This window comes from Leptospira congkakensis (assembly GCF_004770265.1).
Taxonomy (GTDB): Bacteria; Spirochaetota; Leptospiria; order Leptospirales; family Leptospiraceae; genus Leptospira_A; species Leptospira_A congkakensis.
In genome coordinates this window covers 48516-70691 of sequence record NZ_RQGQ01000011.1, presented here as the reverse complement: position 1 = coordinate 70691, position 22176 = coordinate 48516, and the positions used below count along the sequence as shown (strand labels likewise).

The following is a 22176-nucleotide window of genomic DNA, read 5'->3' as shown; positions in this document are numbered from 1 at the left end:
TTGTATCCCGGTAACCATTGAATTCAACCAACCCATCCTCCCCCAAAAATGAGACCACTTCCTTCGGTGAACTATTAGAGAAGTGGGAATCGCAGTCACAAGCACAAGAACAAGAAAACTCCGCAGGAAAAGGTACCCTCATTGAAGGGACTGTAGTCGATGTCATTGGTGACACTGTTTTCCTTGATATTGGAGAAAAATTGGAAGCTCGTGTCTCACGTGAAGACTTTTCTGAAACGCCAAAACGCGGTGAAAAAGTCAGTGCGATCATTAAGAAGCGGGTCGACGGATATTGTGTCCTCTCCAAAAAAGAAGCGGACCAAAGAGTTGGTTGGGAAACCATCAAAGACGCAAGCCAAAACGGATATCCACTCTCTGGTAAAATTGTCGGAGAAGTTAAAAACAAAGGATACTTAGTAGAAAGCGAAGGAATTCAATTATTCCTACCTGCATCTCATGTAGGCGTTCGTTTCAAAGAATCCACTGAAGGTGGAAAAGAGTTTTCATTCAAAATCATTGAACTTAACGAAAAAACGAGAACCGGTGTGGTCTCTCGCAAAACCCTCCTCGACGAAATCAACGGCGAGAAGTGGGAAGAACTCCTTGGCAAAGTAAAAGTTGGGGACAAAGTAAACGGTAAAGTTGTAAAAATCGCAAACTTTGGTGTTTTCCTTTCTGTTTACGAGGTAGTGGGACTTCTTCGCCAAAACGATATTTCTTACAAAAAATTTGCTCCTTTCAAACAATACTTCAACATCGGTGCCGAAGTCGAAGTGGTTGTTTTGGAAGTTGATAAAGAGAACAACAAACTTTCTCTTGGAATCAAACAACTTTATGAAGATCCATGGATTTGGGCGAAAAAAGAACTCGAAAAAGGAATGGTGGTTCGCGGAATCGTGACCTCTCTTACTAATTTTGGTTCTTTCGTAGAACTCAAAGAAGGACTCGAAGGACTCATCCACACTACAGAACTTTCTTGGGCAAAAAAACCACCACATCCAAAAGATGTTTTGAAAAAAGGCCAAGAAGTAGATTCCGAAATTTTGGATATTGATTTCGAAGCAAGACGTTTGTCCCTCGGACTCAAACAATTACTTCCTAACCCTTGGGAAGCTCTTTCTGCTAACGTTCGTGCCGGAAACGTGCTCGAAGGTAAAATCACTGGAATCACCAAATACGGTGCTTTCGTTGAAGTAGAAAGTGGAATCGAAGGACTCATTCATATCTCTGACATCACTTGGGATGAAAAAGAAAAGAACCCTCTAAACCTCCTCAAAAAAGGCCAAGCGGTTCAATACAAAATCCTTGATGTGAACTTAGATGCACAACGAATCAGCTGTGGATTGAAACAACTTTCTGAACATCCATACGAAGCTCTTCGCAAAAAATACCCACCGGGTACCCTTGTGGAAGGTCGTGTGAAATCGATTGTTAGTTTTGGTGTTTTCGTAGAAGTAGAACCAGGTTACGAAGGTCTTGTTCATATCTCTGAAATTCCAGATGGTCGTAACATTAAGTTAGAAGATCTTTACAAAGTGGGCGATTCTGTTCGCACCGTAGTTGTCAAAATTGAACCAAACAATAAGAAAATTTCTCTCTCTATCAAAGACTTTGATAAAGCAGTAGAACGTGAAGAGATGGCGAAATACATGAAGGAAGACAATCAACCTTCACGTGAATCCATCGGTTCTTTTATGAATTTAAACCAAAACCGATAGGTCCATGGATAAGTTTCATAAAAAAAACCAAATCGAACAAAAGAAACAAGCAGAACTCATCCAAAAGGATGAGTTCGCTGATTTTGAAGGTTCCAAAGCAGAATTAGTATTCTTAAAGTTCACGCATTTTTTGGCGCGTAATCGTAAGTCCGTTTTTATCGGTCTTGCTTCCGCCATTGTTGTGTTAGCTGTGATTATCGGATTCTTCGAATACCGAGCGTATTTGTTTGAAAAAGAAACAGTCACACTAGAAGATTTGAAACTCACTCAACAGAAATCGAAAGCTGGTCTTGATGTTCAAATCCAAAGTTTAGAAACCTTTTTACAAAACCAAAGCACCGGTAAAATGGAACTTAGGGTTTGGAAGGATCTTTCTAAACTTTACGCAGAAAAAGGAGAGTTCGGGAAAGCTGCCGGATATCTCGAAGATGCTGCTAAAAAAATTGATACTCCTAAAGAAATCAAAGCTCTTTATTTTTACGTTGCGGGTAATTACCGTGAACGCGAAAAAAACAACACGAAGTCTTTAGAAAATTATAAAATTGCTGCTGCGGTCATCGAACCAGCAAGAGAACTAAATGGTTTTAAGGCTTGGTCTTATTACCAAGCAGGCCGATTGTCTTACCTTAACGGAGACAAGGCGGGCGCTAAACAGTATCTTGAAAAAGCAGTCAAACTAGACGGGGCGGAATCACAAGAAGATGTGAAACTCCTTTCTAGTTATTTACTCCTCAAACTCGGTAAAAACTAACCTATGTTAACTTTGGCTCTTCCGAAAGGTAGGCTTGCCGAAGAAACTGCGGTTCTTTTGTTATCCAAAGGATGGCTAAAATCTTTGCCATCCGAGGGTTCGAAAGAACTCACCTTTGTCTCGGAAGACAAACGACTCCGCCTTTTATTTGTCAGATCCCAAGATGTTTGCACTTATGTGGAAGAAGCTGCTGCTGATGCCGGCATTGTGGGTTGGGACATTCTAAGAGAAGGTGGATTTGACCTCATTGCCCCCGTAGATTTGAAACTAGGAGCTTGTAGGCTCTCTCTTGCCTCATTCCCCGACTTCGATCTATTTGCCAAACGTTCCAAAGTGCGAGTGGCGACCAAATACCCAAACCTTACCCGAGAGTATTTTTTTTCCAAAGGGATCTCTTGTGAAATCATCAAACTCTATGGTTCGATTGAACTTGCTCCCATTGTGGGTCTTTCGGACTGTATTGTGGACTTAGTTTCCACTGGTGGAACCCTAAAAGCCAATGGTTTGAAGGAATTTGAGTCTATTTTATACAGTACAGCCCGTTTCGTCTGCAATCGCTCCTCTTTTTATCACAAACACACCGAATTACGGTCTCTTATCGAGAGCCTAGAAAATTAAAATATTGTTTTCACATTCGTTTTCCAAAACATAGTAAAAACCAGTTATAATTCCATAGAGGATAGCCATGGCAGTCCCAAAGAGACGTAAATCAAAATCGAAAGTTAGAACAAAAAGAGCCCATCACGCGATAGGCAAACCTAACTTAAACCCGTGTTCCAATTGTGGATCATTTGTTCTGTCCCACCGTGTTTGCCCTTATTGCGGTTTTTATAAGGGAAAACTCGTAGTCGCTCAAAAAGTTAAAAAAACGACCGAAGATAACTAACCATTATGTGGGTCGCCGTGGACGCGATGAGCGGAGATTACGGCCCTGAAGGTATCGTCGAGGGCGCGGTACTGGCAGTTCGAGAATTCGGACTGTCTGTGTATCTCGTCGGCGACGAACAAGAGTTACTTGATATCTTGTTAAAATTTGATTATGACACAGAGAAAGTCCGTGTCATTCATTCTACTGAAATCATCGGTATGAATGATTCTCCTTCGATAGCAGTCCGCGCTATGGAGGATTCTTCCGTAGTCAAAGCAGTTCGTTTAGTAGCAGATAAAGAATGTATCGGTGTGTTTTCTCCGGGAAACACTGGTGCAACTATGGCCGCTGCATTGTTACATCTAGGTCGCCTACCTGGCGTTTTGCGGCCACCTATTGCCGCACATATTCCAAGAGAAGAAGGACCACCTGTACTCTTATTAGATGCTGGTGCCAATGTGGATTGCAAACCAGAGTATTTAGCACAGTTTGCAGTGATGGGTGAAATTTATTCACGAGAACTTTTTGGAATTCAAAATCCCAAAGTTGGAATCCTTTCCAATGGGGAAGAAGACAAAAAAGGAAATACTGTCTCCGTCAAAACCTTTGATCTCTTAAAAAAAATCCCATTTAACTTTGTAGGAAACGTAGAAGGCCGCGATCTTTATGGTGGTGGTCGTGAAGTAGACGTTGTTGTTTGTGATGGTTTTATTGGGAACATTGTTCTCAAAGCAACAGAAGGCCTTGCAAAATCTATCTTTAATGTTTTAAGAAATTCTATCAGACAATCGAGCCTTGCACAAACAGGTGCCTTACTTTTAAAATCAACATTTAACGCTGTGAAAAAACGTTTAGACTATGCGGAATATGGCGGTGCACTTCTACTAGGAGTGGAAGGGATTTGTATGATTGGTCATGGCTCGTCCAATGCATTGGCAGTAAAAAATGCTGTACGTGTCATTGCTGAGTGCGCCAAACATGGAATCAACGAGAGGATTCGCACAAGACTCGGTGAATACAAAACAATACTCGGCGATTCGGCTTAGAAACCAGTAGGATTCATTTTAATTGATTTAGTTTAGAAAATGTTTTTAGGAATTAGAAAAAAAGAGGAAAAAACCAAATGATTAGTTTATCAGGAAAAACAGCCATCGTAACAGGTGGAGCAAGAGGAATTGGAAAAGCAACTTGTTTGAAACTAGCTTCTCTTGGAGCTAACATCGTTGTAGCGGATATGAATCCAGAAGCAACGAATGCAACAGCTGAAGAATTAAAATCCAAAGGTTACAAAGCAATCGCAGTAGTAGCAAACGTTTCTGTGGAAGAAGATGCTCAAAAACTAATTGATTCAGCAAAAAAAGAATTTGGAACTGTAGACATCCTAGTGAATAACGCAGGGATTACTCGTGACACTCTCCTTATGAGAATGAAAAAAGAGCAGTGGGACTCTGTTATTGCAGTAAACCTTACTGGAACTTATCTTTGTACACAAGCTGCCATCAAAGTCATGATGAAACAAGAAAATGGTGGATCGATCATCAACCTTTCTTCTATCTCTGGTGAAAACGGAAACATTGGACAAACAAACTACTCTGCTTCTAAAGCAGGTGTGATTGGTTTTACGAAAGCTGTGGCTCTTGAAATGGCTTCTAGAAAAGTTCGTTGTAACGCAATCGCTCCAGGTTTTATCGCAACTGAAATGACTGAAGCAATCCCTGAAAACATCAGACACGGAATGGTGCAAGCAATTCCACTCAAACGTGCTGGTCTTCCAGAAGACATCGCTAACGGAATCGCATTCCTAGCATCTGATGCCTCTTCTTTTATCACAGGACATATCCTTGATATCAATGGTGGAGGATTTTTACCAGGTGGCGGTCACTAAGATTTAGATACTTTAGTAACCATCACTTAAATTTTCGTGATGGTTACTGTAGTGGTAACGATAGATTTCGATTCGTTACATTGGATCCCCTCATTCCGGATGTTTTCGGGTTTAGAGGGGATTTTTTATGTTTTCTGATTCCCTTTCGACTGATAAGAGAAAGCTCTTGGAATCTCCATTGTGTATGCAATCCCCTCTGTTTCTTCTGCAAAAAATCTTAAAGCTTCTAGTTCAGAAATCACTTCGTTTAACATTTTTTTAGGGATGAGCAAATTTGCCGAATCACGTGCTGGGTTAAAGAGACTATTTTCTTCATCAAATTTGATTAAGCGGTCCTGGGAAATGGTCGCACCTGAAATTCCTAACTTAGAAAGTTTCATCAGTATTTTTTCAACCGAGCCTTCTTTTGCATTGAGATGGATGTTTACACCTTCGAAATAATTTCTTTTTCGTGCACCCTTCCGGAAGTTCGTAAACTGCCTTCTCCAATCAATATTTCCATACAAATGATCTAAAGCTGATATCACTTGTTCCATGCTTGCGGCTTGTTTAGGTCCATCCAAACTGATCTTGGTATTGATGAGTCCTCGTTTGATTGGATATTCAAAGATAAATCCTTTCCCAGGTAAATCCAGTTTCCCTGCTTCAATGATAAAGTCTAACGCGTGTTCTGCGTCAGAAGAGTGGACAATTAACTTAACAATTTCCTTTTCCTTTGGGATTGTGATTCTGAGTAACCCAAGTCGGTCTCGTAAGCCCCGACCCACACCATAAGTAATGGTTGGAACTGCCACACCATTTTCTAGGATGTAATGCGACATGGTGTCTGCGGCCCCTCTTTGGATGATACAAAAGATACCGGTGAGCCCAGTAAATCCCATCGGTTTTGTTTTGATGGGATTTCGGTAGACTAGATTTTCTGCCATCGGACTAAATACGGAAATTTCTTCAGTATATATGGATCCATGGCCAGGAATGCTAAGGTCTGCCGATTCAATGATTTTGTTGAATAAAAAATCTTCTGTTTTTTTATCTGTAAGCACTTGAAAAATAACAACAGGTAAATTATACAACTGAGCACTGGAATATAGGTTCAAAAGAAAAATATGATTTCTTTTGAGGATAGGATACCTTCCGAGTTCGTGAGAGAAGTAGGGTACACCTAAATCGGTAAAAACTTTTTGAACGTCTTCTGCAATGTCTTTGTGAACAACAACGGTAAGTCGAATGGCTTGGCAATGATTCATTTTTCTTCTGCCTCAATATTTGATAGTGATTGTCTTCGGGATCTTTCCATCCACAATCCCATAATGAGCACCGTAAGTACCGGAAAGATTGCGGCGGAGGATAAAATTCCAAATCCATCCACAATGTTCAACTGATTCCCGATTCCGAGTCCCAGAACAATGATTAGGGGAACGGTAATGGGTCCTGTTGTTACCCCGGCACTATCCCATGCAATATCAATGAACTCAGGCTTACTGAGTAAGGTTAAAAAAACGAGAAAGATATAAGAAGGTAGAAGGATATACAAAAGAGGAATCCCTACAAAGATTTTTAAGATTCCAAGTAAAGTGCCGAGTCCAACCCCAATCCCTACCGCTTGGATGAGAACTGCTTTTTTTACAGTTCCTACTGTTACTTCTTCGACACTTGTCGCTAGGGCACTTAGCGCTGGTTCTGCGAGTGTGGCGCTATAGCCCAATAAAAAAGCAAACAGAAGTGCGACAAAATATCCCAAAAGATTATCTTCTTTGCCAAAAAGCGGTCCATGGATTGGCACATAACTGTAGATCTCTGATTGGGAATCGTAGTTTTTATCGCGGAAAGGAATTTGAGAAAAAGACTTTTTATCTTTTAAATAAAAGAAATCTTCTGTTTTTCCCTGCTCGTCGGTGGCAGTGAAAACAATTTTTGGATTAAAGTTTCTAATTTCTCGTGTGGAATCTGTAAGTTCAATGGAACGAAAAGAAGAGGGAAGTTTGTTCCCTACCTGACTCCCGAGTTTACTGAGTCCAAAAAAGATGCCAAAATTAAAAATAGCGAGTCCTAAAAAGACAAATAAAATTCCTAAATACAATTCATCTGTAAAAGGTAAACTTTCCCTTAAGATAATGTATAAAAAGAGAATCAAACATCCGGCTAAAGGAATGATGGCTTGGAGAGAACCGGAAAAACTTTCCAAAATTCCTTCGATGATTTTTACTAATTTGTTATGGATTGATAACTGGGTATTTTGTTCTTTCTCATGTGCTCCAAAAAGAGTTTCTGGATTTTTTTCTCCAAACATCAGTTTGGATTGTTCTACGGTGATTCCATTTCCAAAAAATTTTTCTTTAGACATTGGTTGGGGTAACTTTGGCGCAAAGTAAAGACCAACAACAAATACACTTAAGATGGGAAAGAGCGAAGCTAGTGTCACTACACCAAAACCTGTGGTTGTATCGCTTGTGCGTGATGCTTTGGATACACCAAGACCCAATGCCACAATCAGTGGAACTGTGAGAGAACCAGTGGCTACCACACCGGAATCCCAAGCAAGTCCTGAAATTAATCTTAAGTTGTCGTTGTTAAAGGAATATATCGTGATCAAAATGAGAATGATCAAACTTGGTACTAAAAACTTAGATAAAGAAATTCCATAAATAATACGAATGATCCCAAATACGATAGAAAAACCAACACCAATCGCGATGCTAAGAAAAAGCACATCGGCACCTTCGTTGAGTAGATGAAACAACAATGGGGCATCCCAAGGATTCACAGCCGATCCGCTTTGTTTTAATACGGAGATAGCAGGTTCTGCGAGTGTGGCAACGATTCCCACAAACAAACAAAAAACCATGATTGTTAACAAGTTTGCTTTTTGCGGAAGTCTTAATCCAATTGTTTCACCAAGTGGCATGATGCCTAAATACAAACCTTCCATAAAAAAGGTTAATCCAAGGATAACAGCAAAAATTCCTAAAGAAATCACTCCTGCTTCTTTAATAGGGATTCTGAGTACAATGAGTTGGAATAATATTAAATAGGATACAACCCAAACGACTGACTTTGTTTGTTCCCAAATTTTTTTACGAAAGTATGGGAGTATGAGTGCTAATGTTTCTTTAAATCCTATATGAATGGATTCTTCTTTTTCGTTCCTTGCCATTATGACAAACTGTCAGACAAAAACATTTTTGCAAAGGGATTTTAAATAACAAAAGAATGTCTCCCGGCAGATGCCAGGAGACGAAGTGTGCAAACTGGGAAAGAGATTAGTACTTATACGCCTTATCTTCTTGGATGAATTTTTTTGTGGTGGTTGCTAAGAGATCAACTGGCGGTGAAACGACTCGAATAGTAGGTGTACTTGCAGGATTGGTCGTTGTTGCAGAGTTCTCCGTTGTTTGTGTATTGTAGCCAATATTGGAGCTCACAGAGGTTAAATCTGTTCTCCACTTGAAATCAGCTGGCACTTTATTTAATGCGGAACTTGCATGCCCAGCAGTTAGTGCCGTCCATTCTACGAGAGATCCGTCATAGTATGTGGATGGATACCCTAGGATATTCAAAGCGGCAAATCCATTCACTTGTGCTTCAAAATTGGTTCGGCATTGGCTGACCACTGTTGCACCCGAAGTGTAACCTTTGTTAGTGAAAATGGCCTTCAAAGCTGCTTTGGATTTGTATCGATATCCAATGGCAAAAGCATCTGCATCACTTGTGGAAACAGTTCCTGCATCAGTGAATCCCTCGAATAAAGCAAGCCACGGAAAGGAAACTGCACCTTTGATAGAACCTTCAAAAGGTACATAGGCCTTCCCGCCATTATTTGCAGTATTTGCATCGCCCGTTTGTCCCCATTGCACTGGGGCACCAGCTGAATTGTATGCCGATGTGATGTAGAAAGTGGTTGCCGCACCTGTTGCACCGGATGCTGTTCTTGCAAATTGCGGAGTTGGTCTTGCATCAATTAAGAACTGTTTTGTGGTGAGTCCTGGGATTTGTGCCTCTAGATTGTTTTTCGCAATTTCGTAAATGTCTTCCAGTCCAGAAGTGATGATGGTATTATCCACTCGAATACTTTTGACACTGAAATTTCCTTTTCCAGGAAGGGTACTTTTTGATCCACTGGTTTGGGCTGTATAAGTTTGGGAAAAGTTACTTCGCAAATTACCATTCAAAATTGCAAGGTGTTTGATATCAACACCCCAATATCTTAACCAATACACTCCGCGGGTAATATCTTGAACTCCACCTGCAGCAGTAGCTGGTGCCGGTGCAGCGGCAACTGTGGTTCCATTTCCAGTACCTACAGCAAAAACAATTAAGTCTTTAGTTGGATTGATGCCAAAGGTATTCAGCCAATCATCTATAAATTCACCATTTGCTTGGTAAGCAACTGAATTGGAAAAAAGACCAGAATCTCTGGTTTGGTTGAATCGAAAGCCGGTTCTGTAATCGTTTAATTCGTATACATAGACACCCTTTGAGGCATCTGATTTTACATAAGGGCTCCAGCCTGTGCCATCACCAGTTGCTCTATTTGCCACATCCGTTTGTAAGATGATTAGGTTTCCTGTGATATGGCTCGGTTTGTTTGCCGTCCAATCGGATACAAATCGGTTCAAGGTAGAACCAGTGATGAGTCCCCAATTGTTTTGGTTGTAATCATCTGCTGATTCGTTTACCAAATCGGTAGCCGTATTAACCTTAACTTGGTTTGCCGCAAATAGCAATAAACCTGCAAGTAATGTATTGTTGTCTTCTTTCTTTTCTGTACAAGATACCGCAAAGGAAAGTAGGAGGAAGGTTGTGAATGATCGGGTCCATTTTTGAATCATGGAATTCTCCTTATTTTTATTCGTAAGGATGATTTCGTAATCCCGAACGAATAGGGGAAGCTGTTTCCGCTATAGCAGAAGTTAAATCTGCTAAAATGGAGCAAAGCATTGGAAATCGGACTAGGATTTTGGAAATTCAGAAGTGTTGTGCTGCTTCGCGTCCTTTTTTAGCAAATAGTCGCTTGTATGATCAGGTTAATTTTGGTTAGGTGATGTTAGAACGATGTCAAAGGTTTCAAGAGGAAAATAATCTATTTAGACTTGCCAAAAATTCCGACAATTTCATTTTAAAAAAACGCTAGGCGTACATATATACCTGGCGGAAAACGATTTAACACTTGCCCCACTGTTTACAGTGGCCTGGAGGATATAAAATGGCAGATTTCGATAAAATTAAGTCAATCATCGTAGAACAACTTGGCGTTGATGAGTCAGAAGTAACACCTGAGGCTCACTTCATCAATGATCTTGGTGCTGACTCTCTTGATACAGTTGAGTTAGTTATGGCTCTTGAAGAAGAGTTTGGTGTGGAAATTTCTGATGAAGACGCAGAAAAAATCCAAACCGTAGGCGATGTAATTAAATTCATCGATAAACTTAAGGGGTAATTCCCAATCCAAAAACCGGGTTCCTTTCATAGAGGAACCCGGATCTTTGTACCTTGTCCGACTCGATTCGTATCAAACTCCCTCCCGAAAGAATTTCCTCTCTCAAAGAACTTCAATCTCTTACAAAAACTCAATTTAAAGATATTTCACTTCTCCACCTAGCATTTGTTCATAGGTCCTTTGCGAACGAAGACTCCGATCGTTATCTTTCGGATAATGAACGTTTGGAATTTTTGGGAGACTCTGTTCTTGGAATTTTGGCCGCCGAATTTTTATATAGATCCTTACCGAAAGGAAAAGAAGGGAAACTTGCTAAATTAAAAAGTAAAATGGTTTCCGCACCGGCTATCGCGAAACTAGCGCGTATCTACCGGTTCCCTGAATTTTTATTACTCGGTAGAGGGGAAAGAGAAAAGGGAGAAGCCAACCTCAATCTTCAGGCAGATTGTTTTGAGGCCTTTCTAGGAGCTTTGTACTTGGACCAAGGTCTGGAAAGTTGCCGAAGTTTTCTCACTCCTCATTTCCAAACCATGGAAAAGGTGGTGGATGATGCCGAAGAAACAAAAGATTATAAAACCATTTTGCAGGAATTTTGCCAAAAGAAATGGAAAAAATTACCTGAATATTCCGTTATGAAAGAAGAGGGCCCGGACCACGACAAAGAGTTCCAGGTTTCCGTGGTTTGCGAAAACCACTTCCAATCCAACGGGGAAGGAAAGAACAAACGTCGGGCAGAACAGATGGCAGCAAAAGCAGCCTTACGTTTTTTAAAAATACTATGATCGATTTTTTATTAAAATCCAAATCGATGCGGGTTCGTGTGGCAGCCCTCATCCAAGATCCTAAGGGAAAAATTCTACTTGTACAACAGCAGAAAAAACAATCGGGGTATTGGTTACTTCCCGGTGGTGGAATTGAATTTGGTGAGTCGGGAGAGGAAGCACTCAAACGAGAACTAAATGAAGAATTGTCTCTGGAAGTGAGTAAAATCGATTTTTTATTTTTGAATGAATCTATTGATCCAAATAAAAAACGCCACCTCATCCAACTTGTTTTTTTGACAAAGGTAAAAGATTTATTACCGGTTCTCAATCCAAAAGAAAAAGCAATCTCAGGATTTGGTTATTTTACTACAAAAGAAATTTTGTCAATGGACATCAGGCCGGACATAAAACATTACTTTCGAGCCAAAAGCACAAATAAACCTAGATATATTTCAAGCCCATGGGTGAATGAACCATGAAGTTGTCAGAGCGTGAAATTATCGGCGAGGGTTTTCGATACCCGATAGAATTACACGAAGACTTCCAAGGCCTAGGTGAAAAAATAAATTCACTTCCCAAGGTATCCAAAGTATATGTCCTCACCAGCCGCGAAATTGCAGGGATCTATGAAAAATATATTTCTAAAGAACTAAAAACCCTAAAAGTTCCGTTTTCCTTTATCTATTTAAAGCCAGGTGAAAAAAATAAACACATTGATCGAGTGAAGAAGGTTTATAACCAACTCATTGAAACTGATGCTGATCGTAAGGCCGTGATCATTGCTTTTGGTGGAGGGGTAGTGGGAGACTTCGCAGGATTCATTGCCGCTACTTACCAAAGAGGAGTGCGGTTTGTTCAAGTGCCTACAACAGTCCTTGCTTGTGTGGATTCCTCGGTAGGGGGTAAGGTCGCTGTGAATGTGGATTCTGGCAAAAACATGGTAGGAGCTTTTTACCAACCGGAATTTGTTTTTGCTCCACTCTTTACACTTTCCACTTTACCGGAAAAAGAATGGAGTTGTGGTCTTGCTGAGATCGCAAAACACGCATTCCTTGATGGTGGAAGTTTTTTGGAAAAAATAACAAATTCAAAACGTTCCGAATATTCTGAAAAGTCGGCAATCCTTCGTTATGCGATTGAAGAATCTGTTCGGGTCAAATCAGGAATTGTAGCACAAGATGAAAAAGAATCGGGATTACGCGCCGTTTTGAATTTAGGTCATACAACAGGCCATGCGATCGAATCATTAACTCAATATAAAAAATATTCTCATGGAGAGGCCGTGTCCATTGGCCTTGTCACAGCTTTATTATTATCTCGCGAGTTAGCTGGATTTTCCGAATCTAATTTCAAAAAAGCAATCACTCTAATGAATCAATTGGAACTACCCACTTTATTAGAAGAAAAACCTGAATTAGTCCTCAAACATATGGAACATGATAAAAAGAAGGAAGGAAGTTCTTTGAAGTTTGTGTTACTCGAAGATTTTGGGAAACCAAAGTTTGGTGTTTCCGTAGAACGTAAAATGATTCTCGAAATTCTAAAACGTCAAAAAGGGAAATTCTAGAATGGGTGGAAGTAGCCTAAGAGAATTCTATTGGGATTTGAATCCACTCACCTTACTCGTACGGTCGAATCGTGATTTTGCTGAAACCATGATCCTGTTCGGTTACATGGTTGTGTTTGCTGTTTTCTCTTATAAAATCACAATGATTCTTGTTGAAAGAATCAAACCAGCTCCTGATGCCGTTCATGAATACAACCGTAGAAAGGTAGCCCGAATGGGTTTCCTTTTGATTTTCGGAATTGCATACCTTCCTATTGTTTTTTCTAGTTTATCATTATTACCCACTGTCCTAGGTCTTGCTGGTGCGGGGATTGTGATCTCGCTCAAAGAAGTTTGGTTAAACATGGTTGGGTGGTTTATGATCATGGGAGGCAATGGATTTAAGGTAGGGGATCGGATCGAACTCGATAACATCAAAGGTGATGTTGTGAACATCGGATTTTTTAAGTTTACCTTACTTGAAATTGCATCGGATCCAAGATTTGAACAATCTACAAACAGGCTCATTCATTTTCCCAATTATAATATTGTTTTACATCGTTTCTTTATTGTTTCGGAAACTATGGATTTTGTTTGGGATGAGTTTAAAGTGTATTTAGATATAAGTTCCAATTGGGAAAAAGCAGAAAAAATTTGTTCGCAAATCCTACATGAAGAACTTGTCCTCGCTCCTGAACTTGTAGAATCAAAAATTCGCGAAATGTCAAAAAACTATCTCGTGCGACTTGGCAAAACCACTCCCATTGTGTATACTTCCTTAGAACCAGAAGGAACCATCCTGATGTGTTTAAGGTATTTAACGCCTATTAGGTCAAAACGATTGAATCGAATCCTTATTTCCAAAGAAATTCTAACCAAATTTAAAAATGAAAATGACATCCACATCTACACACATTAAAGACAGTTCGATTTGGATCTTTGTATCCTTATTGGTTTTCGTATTGTTAGCTGGTATAGTCTTCGGCCCTTGTAAGGGTACTGTTGCTAGACCAAGTTCTGTTCCTAAAGAAGCAGTTTTCGAAAAGAAAACCAATCATTACCAAAGGACAGGCGATGGTTTTTATCGGGAATGGTATGAAAATGGAAACTTGGTTGCTGAAGTTACTGTAAACTCACTCGAACAACCTAATGGTTATGGAAGAAAACTAAACTATATTACTGGAACCACGATTATGGAAGGTAATTTCATCAATGGAGATCGAGATGGTCTTTGGAAGTTTTATTTTTCCGATGGAAAACCATATATCGAACAAAATTATAAATCAGGAAATCGAAAAAAACAATTATGGATTCAGACTGCTGAACTAGGAAATGAAACAGGATCCTATCATCGGTATTTTCGTAATGGTCGTTTGAATGAAAAAGGATTCTACGATGGTGGCTTTCGCACAGGTGATTGGGTTCGTTATTACCCAGACACTAAGGTGGAAGAAAAAGGAAGTTATGAGAACGATAAAAAAATCGGAGAATGGTTCTATTATTACCCGACTGGGGTGAAGGAAGCATCAGAAGTATATTCTTCCGAAGGAGAATTGATCAAACGTACTACTTATTATCCTAATGGTGAATTGTGGTGTTTTGTGCAGAAAGGAAAAGATCCAGAGTGCCACTAGGCACTCTTTGTGAGTCTTAGAAGTAAAACCTAGAAGACAGTTTAGAATTCGGTAGCTTTGCCGAATAATCCTAAATTGTTTTGGATTAAATCAATATTAAATAATAATAAACTGAATAGGAACGTTACGAAAAGAACAATCACAATGGTGCTAAATGCTGCCCAAAAACTATTCCTTAAAAATCGAAACTGTAAATAAGCAAAACTAACTGCAAGATTCTTCCAATTGCTGCTGTTAGGTTCCCCACCCACTTTTTTGTAGTTGAATATATAAAACAAAGACAGTAGCCCAATCAAAAAGAAGATAAAATAACTAAATTCGCTTACATAGTGTTTTTGTAAGAGGAATAGTGGGATATAGATTAAATTCCCAATTAGAATACCAATTAAGATGATGATGGCCACATGAAAGACAGGTGAAAAAATAGAGCCTGTTTTTGTATTACTGGGAGATCTGCCTTCTTCTTCAAGTGAGGAAGAAAACTGTAGGGCTTGGAAACCCTCTGCCAATTCTTTGTTTTTTAGAATCCACCTGTAGGACAAAATACTTGCTAGGAAAGTAAAAACTAAAACTACCAAATAGAAATAAGCTAAAATTTCATTTTGAGTCGCTAGGTTGACTTGGAAAAAAATCTTTGGAATCAGAATGAAGATAGATAGAGGATAAAATACATTTGCCAAAGCCTTGTGAAACCAAACTCGGAAAACATAAGAAACCGCAGTAGAAAAGGTTAACAATAGATAGAACAAAGATAATCCAAGTAAAAGTTTTTGTCCTACTAAAACACGGCGAATATTGTCTTTAGTTTCTTCTTGTTCTGTATCAATGGGGAGTTCTATCGATTCCAATTCGACCAGAAAAGATTCTAAATAAGAAATTCGATTTAAAACTCCGTTTTCGGATATGACCTTTGGTTTGATGGATTCCATGGAAGACTCAGAGTTTTCTGAAATAATGGATTCTGGAAATTGTACCGAATAATCAACAAACAAAGAATGAATGATGATCAGTGCAATGAATATGGGAGTAATGATCGGAAGTAGTTTTTTAATTTTTTCCATAAAGATTATAAAATCACAAAAATAGTCATCATACCAATGGCAAGGACTACTAACATAATGATGTAAGGCATCAAATGAAAACTTTCATCGGCAGAAAGTTGTGGGTTTTGTTTGGTTTTTGAGGCTGCAGCCGCTGGGGAGGCAACCGAACCAATGATATTTGCTGCTCCATGTTGAGCATCGGTGGTTTTGATTTTTACAGAGTTTTCTTCCTCAATGATTTTTCCGTAAACCTGTTCATTGATTTTAATGACAACTTCCGAAAAATTTTTGTTATTTGAGATGTTTACGATTTTTGCAGGAATTTGTTTGATGGCACCCGATTCTTCTTTAAGTTCTAAATTGTTAATAATCGAATCGGTGATTGCGTCTCCCGGAACCAAACGAATGTAAACATTATCACCTGCTTTAAGTTCGACGAGAGGCACTCCATTAACCGGAGAAAGTTGGAATTTGAATTGAACAATTTGTTTGTCAGCTGGAACCAAAAATCCGGATGCTTGCGGAACTGGTGTGGGAGGAGGTGCTTCTTTTTTTGCAATTTCTTCCTCATCGACAGTGGTTTTTGACATATCATTTGGATTAATGAGTTCAAAATGGATTTCTACTTTAGGTTCAGAGTTTCCTGAAGTTCTTTTATGAATTTCGCTAAAAACAAAGTCCAAACGATCTGTTAGGTTGTGATCCATATAGTGGAGGATCTCTTCTAAAAAACTTTCTGACCCAAATTTGGTTTTGATCAGCTCTTGTAGGGATTTGGTTATGTTTTTTTGTTGTTCGCCTTTGTAGATAACCCTCTGCATCCGGTTGTAAAAATCCTGAAAAGTGGAGCGAACAGGCAAAAGGGACAGTGGGCTTGTGCATGAAACTCCCTCAAACTTCACCGATTTTGTCTCCACCGGGTCTATGACAGCAGTAATCATGGTGTAAACCATATTAGCTTCGTCTCGAAGGTTTACTTTAACAGAATAATAGTTTGGTGTCTCAGGCATAAGGTTCTTTTTTGACAGTATCCATCTTTAGAAGAAAGCTGTCAAAAAGATTAGGTCATCATGGGAATCGTCTCTTTAATCACAATCCGTTACATCCGAGGGTCCAGAGTGCTGGGTTTCCTCTCCATCAAATCCAGACTGTCGTTCATTGTTATGGCGGTGGGAGTAGGACTCCTAGTAGTAGTCCTTTCCATTTTCAACGGATTCCAAAAACAAGTAAAAGAATCTCTTTGGCAAGGGGGGCCTCATATCACCATTGAGAACTCTTATGGTTCTGGAGCGATCTACGATTATGAAAAGGTGATCCAACACCTCATGTCAGATCCAAAACTTGCGGAGTCTTTTGTTTCTGTGGAAGGAAACATAACGAGTCATGGACTCATTCAAAGTAATAATAATTTTAATCCAATTATGATTCGTGCCGTTCCGGTGGATTCGGTAGAAAAATTGGTAGAAAATGGATTACCCAACTTTCCTAGGATTTTACAATACGATCGTGATAAAATCCAAGCCATCAATACCGAGAAACTGGTAGTGGTAGGAAAAGAAATGAGTGCCATTTACGGTTATGGTCTTGGTCGAGAAATCACTATGGCCGTTCCTGGTGGAAGGTTTACCGTAGAACGTGGGGTTCAAGTGAATGTACAAACCTTTCGTTTGGTCGGCCTTTTCAAAACAGGTTATTATAATTATGATTCTAAGTTTGTGTTTTTGTCTCTACCACAAGCTCAAGAGTTTTTTAAAATGGAAGGGGCAGTCAACCAAGTTGCTATCAAGGTTCGTTCCCTTGACGATTTGAAATTGACCAAACATAGAATCTTATCTCGGTTAAACGAAGACAATTGGAATCAGAAAATCCAAGATGATACTTCTTGGTCAGTAAGAACCATTGCCGAAGAACAAGAAAACTTTTTAGCAGCGTTAAGACTCGAAAAAACAATTATCTCCATCATTGTTTTTCTTTTTATCGTTCTTGCGGCTCTTGGAATGGTGGCAACGGTTCACTCTCTCATTCGTGCAAAACGTAGATCCATTGGAACTCTGAAAGCACTTGGTCTTGCTTCCAATGATATTTTATTAATTTTTACATTGAATGCAATGATCGTAGGAATTCTGTCTTCGCTCGTTGGTGGGATGACGGGAATTTTTATTGCGACTCAACTTGAAGTCATCATCAATGCAATCTCTGAGATCATCAATGGTGTGGGAGGTTTACTCAACCCAGGTGATTGGGATCCTGTGGAACTTGTTCCCAAAGACATTTATTACTTCGACCATATCCCTGTGGATATTGATATATCCTTTATATTTATGGTTACAACGGCAGCGACCATCCTTTCTGGGCTTGCAGGATATTTTCCAGCACGAATGGCAGCCAATTTAAACCCTGTGGATACAATACGAAATGACTAATATGAATGTACAACCAACTGTTTCTGTTCGCAAATTAGAAAAATACTACCAGGTTGTGGATAACAGATACCATATCATTTCCGGCCTTGATTTTGAAGTTTTACCTGGTGAGATCGTATCTGTGGAAGGAGCTTCGGGAGTGGGGAAGTCCACACTTCTCAATATCCTGGGTGCTATGGATTCGTTTGACGACGGTGAGGTGGATGTTTGTGGTGTGAGCCTTAAAAATCTAAACGAAAAACAAAGAGAAAGTTTTCGTGCCGAAAAAATTTCTTTTATTTTTCAACAACACCTTTTGTTACCTGACTTCACTGCTTTAGAAAACGTAATGATGCCACTTCTGATTGCAAGGATGAATCCTAGTTTGGCAAAACAACGAGCTACTGAAATTTTACAAAAAGTGGGACTGGGAGAGAGAACGGAAAGTTTTCCTTCTCAACTTTCTGGTGGAGAAAGTGCGAGAGTCGGTGTGGCACGCGCGCTCGTCGGAAGAAGGCAGCTGATTTTGGCCGATGAACCTACTGGAAATTTGGATCGTGATAACTCGCGCCACCTAATGGATCTTATCAAAGAACTCCAAAACGAATTTAAGTTTTCTCTCATCCTTGTGACTCATGACTTGGAACTTGCTTCCATGGCTCACAAAAGAAACAGAATTGTATCTGGAAAACTAACTCCCGTTACATAAAATGCGCTTTTGCCGTTTTTGCGGAACCAAAGAATCTCAGTTTCGTAAAAGCGGTAAGTTTGGTTGTGTCCACTGTGTTTCTGTTTTTGAATATCCCAAACCAAATTTCACAAAAATAATTCCAGAAAAACAAATCCAAACCTTAGAAAACTTTGTAAAAGAAAATACGAAGTCCTTAACTCTTTTGTCTTTACGAACAAGAATCACAAGAAATCTAAAATCGAATCTTTTTCCTTTTTACGAACCTTCTGAATTGAAATCAAAACAACTGTTAGTTGAAAATAAAATGGAGTCTTTTCTTTATCCAAACGGGTCTCTGTCTATAGAAACACGAAATGAAAATCCGGAATCTATGATGGGTTTTTATTTGGGATCAGAGGACCATCTTCGTTTTGAAAAAATCCTCTCTGGTAAAGACTGGAAGAGTGGAAATTTTCCAAGTTATTTTGAGAGCAAAACTCGCCTTTTTCGGTTTTTGTTGCAGAAGGAGATTTGGGCAAACCTCCCTGAGCTCGGGTTTATTTCTTCCTGTCCGACCAATTTGGGAGCGGGGAGGAGGGATTCCCTTCTTGTTGCAGTGGCGCCAGAAGCCGTTTATGAGTTTTTTTCAAATTTACAAACATTGTCTGAATTTGGTATAGAATTTGCTCCTTCCTCCGATCATAGATTTAGGAACATCGGAAAAGACCGAGTCCTAGTCGTAAAAATTTCGTGGAAGAACGCTAGAGTGGTTCAAAAACGTAAGTTTTACAAAATTCTTGGTTTACTAGGCTCCTATTAAACCGGTACGGTCATGATGGGAACAAAGAACGTTCGTCTAATTAATAAAGGCAGGGTGCGGCATGTTGGAATTCACAAAAAGAGCAAAAAGAGTCATCAACGAAATCGCCCAAGATGAGGCAAAACGTTTGGGTTCCGATTTTATCGGTCCTGAGCATATTCTACTTGGGCTTCTCCGGGAGGAGGACTCTGTCGCGATTAAGATTCTTACGAATCTAAATATCAATTTGAACGAACTTCGTAAAGAAGTCGAAAAAAGAACTCGTGAGGGTTCCGGTGCCTTGCTTTTGGATGTAAGCCAAGGACAAGACAAATACCAAAAAATGATCGAAGTTTCTAAAGAGGAAGCAAAACGCCTCAAACATAACTATGTGGGAACAGAACACATTCTTTTGGCGCTACTTCGCGATAACAATAATATCGCAGGCGGATCTTTATCCTCTTTCAGTGTAAATTATAACGTCATTAAATCTGAGATTTTACGTCTTCTTGGGGCACCACCTTCTGGTGCTGTGGGTGGAACTACGGGTACACAAGGTGCAACTCAAGGCCAAACACAACAACAAGCGGCTCCAAGGCAAGAAAAGAGTAAAACTCCAATTTTGGATGAGTTTGCAAGGGATCTAACCCAACTCGCTCGCGAGAAAAAATTGGATCCTGTCATTGGTCGTTCCAAAGAAATTGAAAGGGTCATCCAAATCCTTTCTCGTAAAACCAAAAACAACCCTGTTCTCGTGGGAGAATCAGGTGTTGGTAAAACAGCGATTGTTGAAGGTCTTGCACAAGCTGTGATTGAAAAATTGGTTCCAGATCTACTTTTCGATAAACGAGTGTTATCTCTTGATTTGGCAAGTCTCATTGCCGGAACTAAATACCGTGGTGAGTTTGAAGAACGATTGAAAAAAATCATGAAAGAAATCGTTACTTCTCAAAACATCATTATCTTTATTGATGAGTTACACACTCTGATTGGAGCCGGTGCGGCAGAAGGGGCAGTGGATGCAGCAAACATCTTAAAACCAGCTCTTGCTCGCGGGGAACTGCAATGTATTGGTGCCACAACCAATAACGAATACCGTAAGTACATCGAAAAAGATTCTGCTTTGGAAAGACGATTCCAAATGGTGAAGGTTCTTGAACCTTCTGTAGATGATGCAGTTCTCATTCTAGATGGTTTGAAAAAAGCATACGAAGCACACCATAAGGTTCGTTATTCGGAAAAAGCGATCGAACAAGCGGTTAAGTTATCTCACCGTTATATCAATGATCGTTTTTTACCAGACAAAGCCATTGATATCATTGATGAAGCGGGTGCAAAGGCTCGTCTTGCTAATTGCCAACGTCCTAACGAAATCAAAGAAATTGAAGAAGAAATCAAAGGTCTTTCTGTTAAAAAAGAAGATTTAGTTCGTAGCCAAGAGTATGAAAAGGCAGCTGCGGTTCGTGATGAAGTGAATCGTAAAAAAGGCCAATTGGAAGAGAAAACCAAACAATGGCAAGAACGTATGGAAGGTTATGCAGTTTCCATTGAAGAAGAAGATATCCTTTCCGTCGTAAGTCTCTGGACTGGAATTCCATTGAAAAAAATGGAACAAACGGAAAACGCGAAACTTCTCAATTTGGAAGGTGACATTAAAACCAGAATTGTTGGTCAAACAGAAGCCATCGAAAAAGTAGCACGAGCTGTGAGAAGATCTCGCACTGGTCTCAAGAGCGAAAAACGTCCTACAGGATCGTTTATATTCCTTGGGCCAACGGGTGTGGGAAAAACAGAACTTGCAAAAGCACTCGCGGAACAACTATTTGGGTCAGAAGACAATATGCTCCGTATTGATATGTCGGAATACATGGAACCACATGCAGTTTCACGACTCATTGGAGCTCCTCCAGGTTACGTAGGATATGATGATGGTGGTCAACTCACTGAGTTTGTCAGAAGAAAACCTTATAGTTTGGTTTTACTCGACGAAATCGAAAAGGCTCACCATGATCTTTTTAATATCCTACTTCAAATTATGGAAGAAGGGAACTTAACTGATACGAAAGGTCGTAAGGTAAACTTCCGCGATACCATCATCATCATGACATCGAACATTGCTGCGAAAGAAATTTCGAAAGGTGGACGATTGGGTTTTGAAGATTTCGCAGAAGAAAGAGAATCTTATAAAGCAGAACAAGCTCGTGAACAGTTGAAAAAACATTTTAACCCAGAATTCCTCAACCGCGTGGATGAGGTAGTTTACTTTGCTCCTCTCAAAAAAGAAGAGATCGTAAACATTGTGGATATTATGTTAAAAGACTTTAACAAACGTTTGACTGAGAAAAAAGTGCTGGTGGATCTTTCTCTTGCAGCAAAGGAACATTTTGCAACCATTGGATACGACCAAAACTACGGAGCTCGTCCTCTCAGACGTGTATTCCAAAGAGAATTGGAAGACTATATGGCGGTGCAGTCTTTGAAAGGTGTTTATGATAACCCTACAAAGATCGACGTTGATTTTGCGGAAGGAAAACTTGTGTATTCAGAAACTCCTTGGACTGAATACAAAGAACCTCCTAAAAATGACGACGGTTCTTCCCCTAGCACTGAGGAAAAAGATTTGGCTCTCGTTTAGAGAGCCTTTCGGAAAGGCGATCGG

21 protein-coding genes are annotated in these 22176 nt (G+C 39.7%); 16 read left to right on the top strand and 5 right to left on the bottom strand.

The genetic code is table 11. The annotated features are described in order from the left end of the window. Positions 1–17 precede the first annotated feature (17 nt). The 6 genes from EHQ70_RS07630 to fabG all read left to right on the top strand — a co-directional run bounded on the left by EHQ70_RS07630 (position 18) and on the right by fabG (position 5222). Entirely contained in the window at positions 18–1718 is a 1701-nt protein-coding gene (locus EHQ70_RS07630; protein WP_135585099.1) for a 30S ribosomal protein S1, read from the top strand. 4 nt (positions 1719–1722) lie between these two features. Beyond that, a complete protein-coding gene (locus EHQ70_RS07625; protein ID WP_135585097.1) occupies positions 1723–2469 on the top strand; it encodes a tetratricopeptide repeat protein in 747 nt (248 codons plus the stop codon). A gap of 3 nt (positions 2470–2472) precedes the next feature. Continuing rightward, entirely contained in the window at positions 2473–3087 is a 615-nt protein-coding gene (hisG, locus tag EHQ70_RS07620) for an ATP phosphoribosyltransferase (RefSeq protein ID WP_135585095.1), read from the top strand. 67 nt (positions 3088–3154) lie between these two features. Continuing rightward, complete coding sequence (gene rpmF / locus EHQ70_RS07615; RefSeq protein ID WP_015679024.1) at positions 3155–3355, top strand: 50S ribosomal protein L32; 201 nt, start codon at positions 3155–3157, stop codon at positions 3353–3355. Between the two features lie 5 nt (positions 3356–3360). Then, entirely contained in the window at positions 3361–4383 is a 1023-nt protein-coding gene (gene plsX / locus EHQ70_RS07610) for a phosphate acyltransferase PlsX (protein WP_135585093.1), read from the top strand. A 77-nt stretch (positions 4384–4460) separates the two neighbouring features. Then, positions 4461–5222, top strand: coding sequence for a 3-oxoacyl-ACP reductase FabG (gene fabG, locus EHQ70_RS07605; protein WP_004787563.1), 762 nt, complete (start codon positions 4461–4463; stop codon positions 5220–5222). A 125-nt stretch (positions 5223–5347) separates the two neighbouring features. Here fabG and EHQ70_RS07600 read toward each other — a convergent pair whose 3' ends face one another. The 3 genes from EHQ70_RS07600 to EHQ70_RS07590 form a co-directional block, all read right to left on the bottom strand. Then, positions 5348–6469 carry a P-II family nitrogen regulator gene (locus EHQ70_RS07600; protein WP_135585091.1) on the bottom strand — a complete coding sequence of 374 codons (1122 nt, stop codon included), beginning with the start codon at positions 6467–6469 and terminating at the stop codon, positions 5348–5350. Next, positions 6466–8376: a DUF1538 domain-containing protein gene (locus EHQ70_RS07595; protein ID WP_135585090.1), complete on the bottom strand. Its 1911-nt coding sequence runs from the start codon at positions 8374–8376 to the stop codon at positions 6466–6468. The genes EHQ70_RS07600 and EHQ70_RS07595 overlap by 4 nt, the downstream gene beginning before the upstream one ends. Before the next feature lie 106 nt (positions 8377–8482). After that, a complete protein-coding gene (locus tag EHQ70_RS07590; protein ID WP_135585088.1) occupies positions 8483–10051 on the bottom strand; it encodes a sulfurtransferase in 1569 nt (522 codons plus the stop codon). Between the two features lie 374 nt (positions 10052–10425). Between EHQ70_RS07590 and acpP the strand changes: the two genes are divergently transcribed. Genes acpP through EHQ70_RS07560 form a run of 6 tightly spaced genes read left to right on the top strand, consistent with a single transcriptional unit; the run spans position 10426 to position 14603 of the window. Then, entirely contained in the window at positions 10426–10659 is a 234-nt protein-coding gene (acpP, locus tag EHQ70_RS07585; RefSeq protein ID WP_100744393.1) for an acyl carrier protein, read from the top strand. 53 nt (positions 10660–10712) lie between these two features. Continuing rightward, positions 10713–11441 carry a ribonuclease III gene (gene rnc / locus EHQ70_RS07580; protein WP_135585086.1) on the top strand — a complete coding sequence of 243 codons (729 nt, stop codon included), beginning with the start codon at positions 10713–10715 and terminating at the stop codon, positions 11439–11441. Next, positions 11438–11902 (top strand): NUDIX domain-containing protein, encoded by a 465-nt coding sequence (locus EHQ70_RS07575; RefSeq protein ID WP_135585083.1) that lies wholly within the window; start codon positions 11438–11440, stop codon positions 11900–11902. Before rnc ends, EHQ70_RS07575 begins: the two co-directional genes overlap by 4 nt. After that, positions 11899–12990, top strand: coding sequence for a 3-dehydroquinate synthase (aroB, locus tag EHQ70_RS07570; protein WP_135585081.1), 1092 nt, complete (start codon positions 11899–11901; stop codon positions 12988–12990). Before EHQ70_RS07575 ends, aroB begins: the two co-directional genes overlap by 4 nt. A 1-nt stretch (position 12991) precedes the next feature. Next, positions 12992–13888, top strand: coding sequence for a mechanosensitive ion channel family protein (locus EHQ70_RS07565; RefSeq protein ID WP_135585079.1), 897 nt, complete (start codon positions 12992–12994; stop codon positions 13886–13888). Further along, complete coding sequence (locus EHQ70_RS07560) at positions 13863–14603, top strand: toxin-antitoxin system YwqK family antitoxin (protein WP_208729518.1); 741 nt, start codon at positions 13863–13865, stop codon at positions 14601–14603. The genes EHQ70_RS07565 and EHQ70_RS07560 overlap by 26 nt, the downstream gene beginning before the upstream one ends. 41 nt (positions 14604–14644) lie before the next feature. On the opposite strand, the gene EHQ70_RS07555 is transcribed toward EHQ70_RS07560, so the two are convergent. Further along, on the bottom strand, positions 14645–15664 hold the full coding sequence (locus tag EHQ70_RS07555; protein ID WP_135585075.1) for an LIC_10230 family protein: 1020 nt from the start codon (positions 15662–15664) through the stop codon (positions 14645–14647). Positions 15665–15669: 5 nt separating this feature from the next. Then, positions 15670–16656, bottom strand: coding sequence for a hypothetical protein (locus tag EHQ70_RS07550; protein WP_135585073.1), 987 nt, complete (start codon positions 16654–16656; stop codon positions 15670–15672). A 60-nt stretch (positions 16657–16716) separates the two neighbouring features. Between EHQ70_RS07550 and EHQ70_RS07545 the strand changes: the two genes are divergently transcribed. The 4 genes from EHQ70_RS07545 to EHQ70_RS07530 all read left to right on the top strand — a co-directional run bounded on the left by EHQ70_RS07545 (position 16717) and on the right by EHQ70_RS07530 (position 22152). Beyond that, a complete protein-coding gene (locus tag EHQ70_RS07545; RefSeq protein ID WP_208729517.1) occupies positions 16717–18069 on the top strand; it encodes an ABC transporter permease in 1353 nt (450 codons plus the stop codon). Further along, entirely contained in the window at positions 18062–18757 is a 696-nt protein-coding gene (locus EHQ70_RS07540) for an ABC transporter ATP-binding protein (RefSeq protein WP_135585071.1), read from the top strand. The genes EHQ70_RS07545 and EHQ70_RS07540 overlap by 8 nt, the downstream gene beginning before the upstream one ends. A gap of 1 nt (position 18758) precedes the next feature. Next, complete coding sequence (locus EHQ70_RS07535) at positions 18759–19538, top strand: ATP--guanido phosphotransferase (RefSeq protein ID WP_135585069.1); 780 nt, start codon at positions 18759–18761, stop codon at positions 19536–19538. A gap of 61 nt (positions 19539–19599) precedes the next feature. Further along, entirely contained in the window at positions 19600–22152 is a 2553-nt protein-coding gene (locus tag EHQ70_RS07530; RefSeq protein WP_135585067.1) for an ATP-dependent Clp protease ATP-binding subunit, read from the top strand. The last annotated feature ends 24 nt before the right edge of the window (positions 22153–22176 follow it).

Bases quoted from the DNA above. Each gene is read 5' to 3' on its own strand.
- EHQ70_RS07625 (WP_135585097.1), top strand. From the start codon at position 1,723: ATGGATAAGTTTCATAAAAAAAACCAAATCGAACAAAAGAAACAAGCA.
- hisG (WP_135585095.1), top strand. From the start codon at position 2,473: ATGTTAACTTTGGCTCTTCCGAAAGGTAGGCTTGCCGAAGAAACTGCG.
- rpmF (WP_015679024.1), top strand. From the start codon at position 3,155: ATGGCAGTCCCAAAGAGACGTAAATCAAAATCGAAAGTTAGAACAAAA.
- plsX (WP_135585093.1), top strand. From the start codon at position 3,361: ATGTGGGTCGCCGTGGACGCGATGAGCGGAGATTACGGCCCTGAAGGT.
- fabG (WP_004787563.1), top strand. From the start codon at position 4,461: ATGATTAGTTTATCAGGAAAAACAGCCATCGTAACAGGTGGAGCAAGA.
- EHQ70_RS07600 (WP_135585091.1), bottom strand. From the start codon at position 6,469: ATGAATCATTGCCAAGCCATTCGACTTACCGTTGTTGTTCACAAAGAC.
- EHQ70_RS07595 (WP_135585090.1), bottom strand. From the start codon at position 8,376: ATGGCAAGGAACGAAAAAGAAGAATCCATTCATATAGGATTTAAAGAA.
- EHQ70_RS07590 (WP_135585088.1), bottom strand. From the start codon at position 10,051: ATGATTCAAAAATGGACCCGATCATTCACAACCTTCCTCCTACTTTCC.
- acpP (WP_100744393.1), top strand. From the start codon at position 10,426: ATGGCAGATTTCGATAAAATTAAGTCAATCATCGTAGAACAACTTGGC.
- EHQ70_RS07575 (WP_135585083.1), top strand. From the start codon at position 11,438: ATGATCGATTTTTTATTAAAATCCAAATCGATGCGGGTTCGTGTGGCA.
- aroB (WP_135585081.1), top strand. From the start codon at position 11,899: ATGAAGTTGTCAGAGCGTGAAATTATCGGCGAGGGTTTTCGATACCCG.
- EHQ70_RS07565 (WP_135585079.1), top strand. From the start codon at position 12,992: ATGGGTGGAAGTAGCCTAAGAGAATTCTATTGGGATTTGAATCCACTC.
- EHQ70_RS07560 (WP_208729518.1), top strand. From the start codon at position 13,863: ATGACATCCACATCTACACACATTAAAGACAGTTCGATTTGGATCTTT.
- EHQ70_RS07555 (WP_135585075.1), bottom strand. From the start codon at position 15,664: ATGGAAAAAATTAAAAAACTACTTCCGATCATTACTCCCATATTCATT.
- EHQ70_RS07550 (WP_135585073.1), bottom strand. From the start codon at position 16,656: ATGCCTGAGACACCAAACTATTATTCTGTTAAAGTAAACCTTCGAGAC.
- EHQ70_RS07545 (WP_208729517.1), top strand. From the start codon at position 16,717: ATGGGAATCGTCTCTTTAATCACAATCCGTTACATCCGAGGGTCCAGA.
- EHQ70_RS07540 (WP_135585071.1), top strand. From the start codon at position 18,062: ATGACTAATATGAATGTACAACCAACTGTTTCTGTTCGCAAATTAGAA.
- EHQ70_RS07535 (WP_135585069.1), top strand. From the start codon at position 18,759: ATGCGCTTTTGCCGTTTTTGCGGAACCAAAGAATCTCAGTTTCGTAAA.
- EHQ70_RS07530 (WP_135585067.1), top strand. From the start codon at position 19,600: ATGTTGGAATTCACAAAAAGAGCAAAAAGAGTCATCAACGAAATCGCC.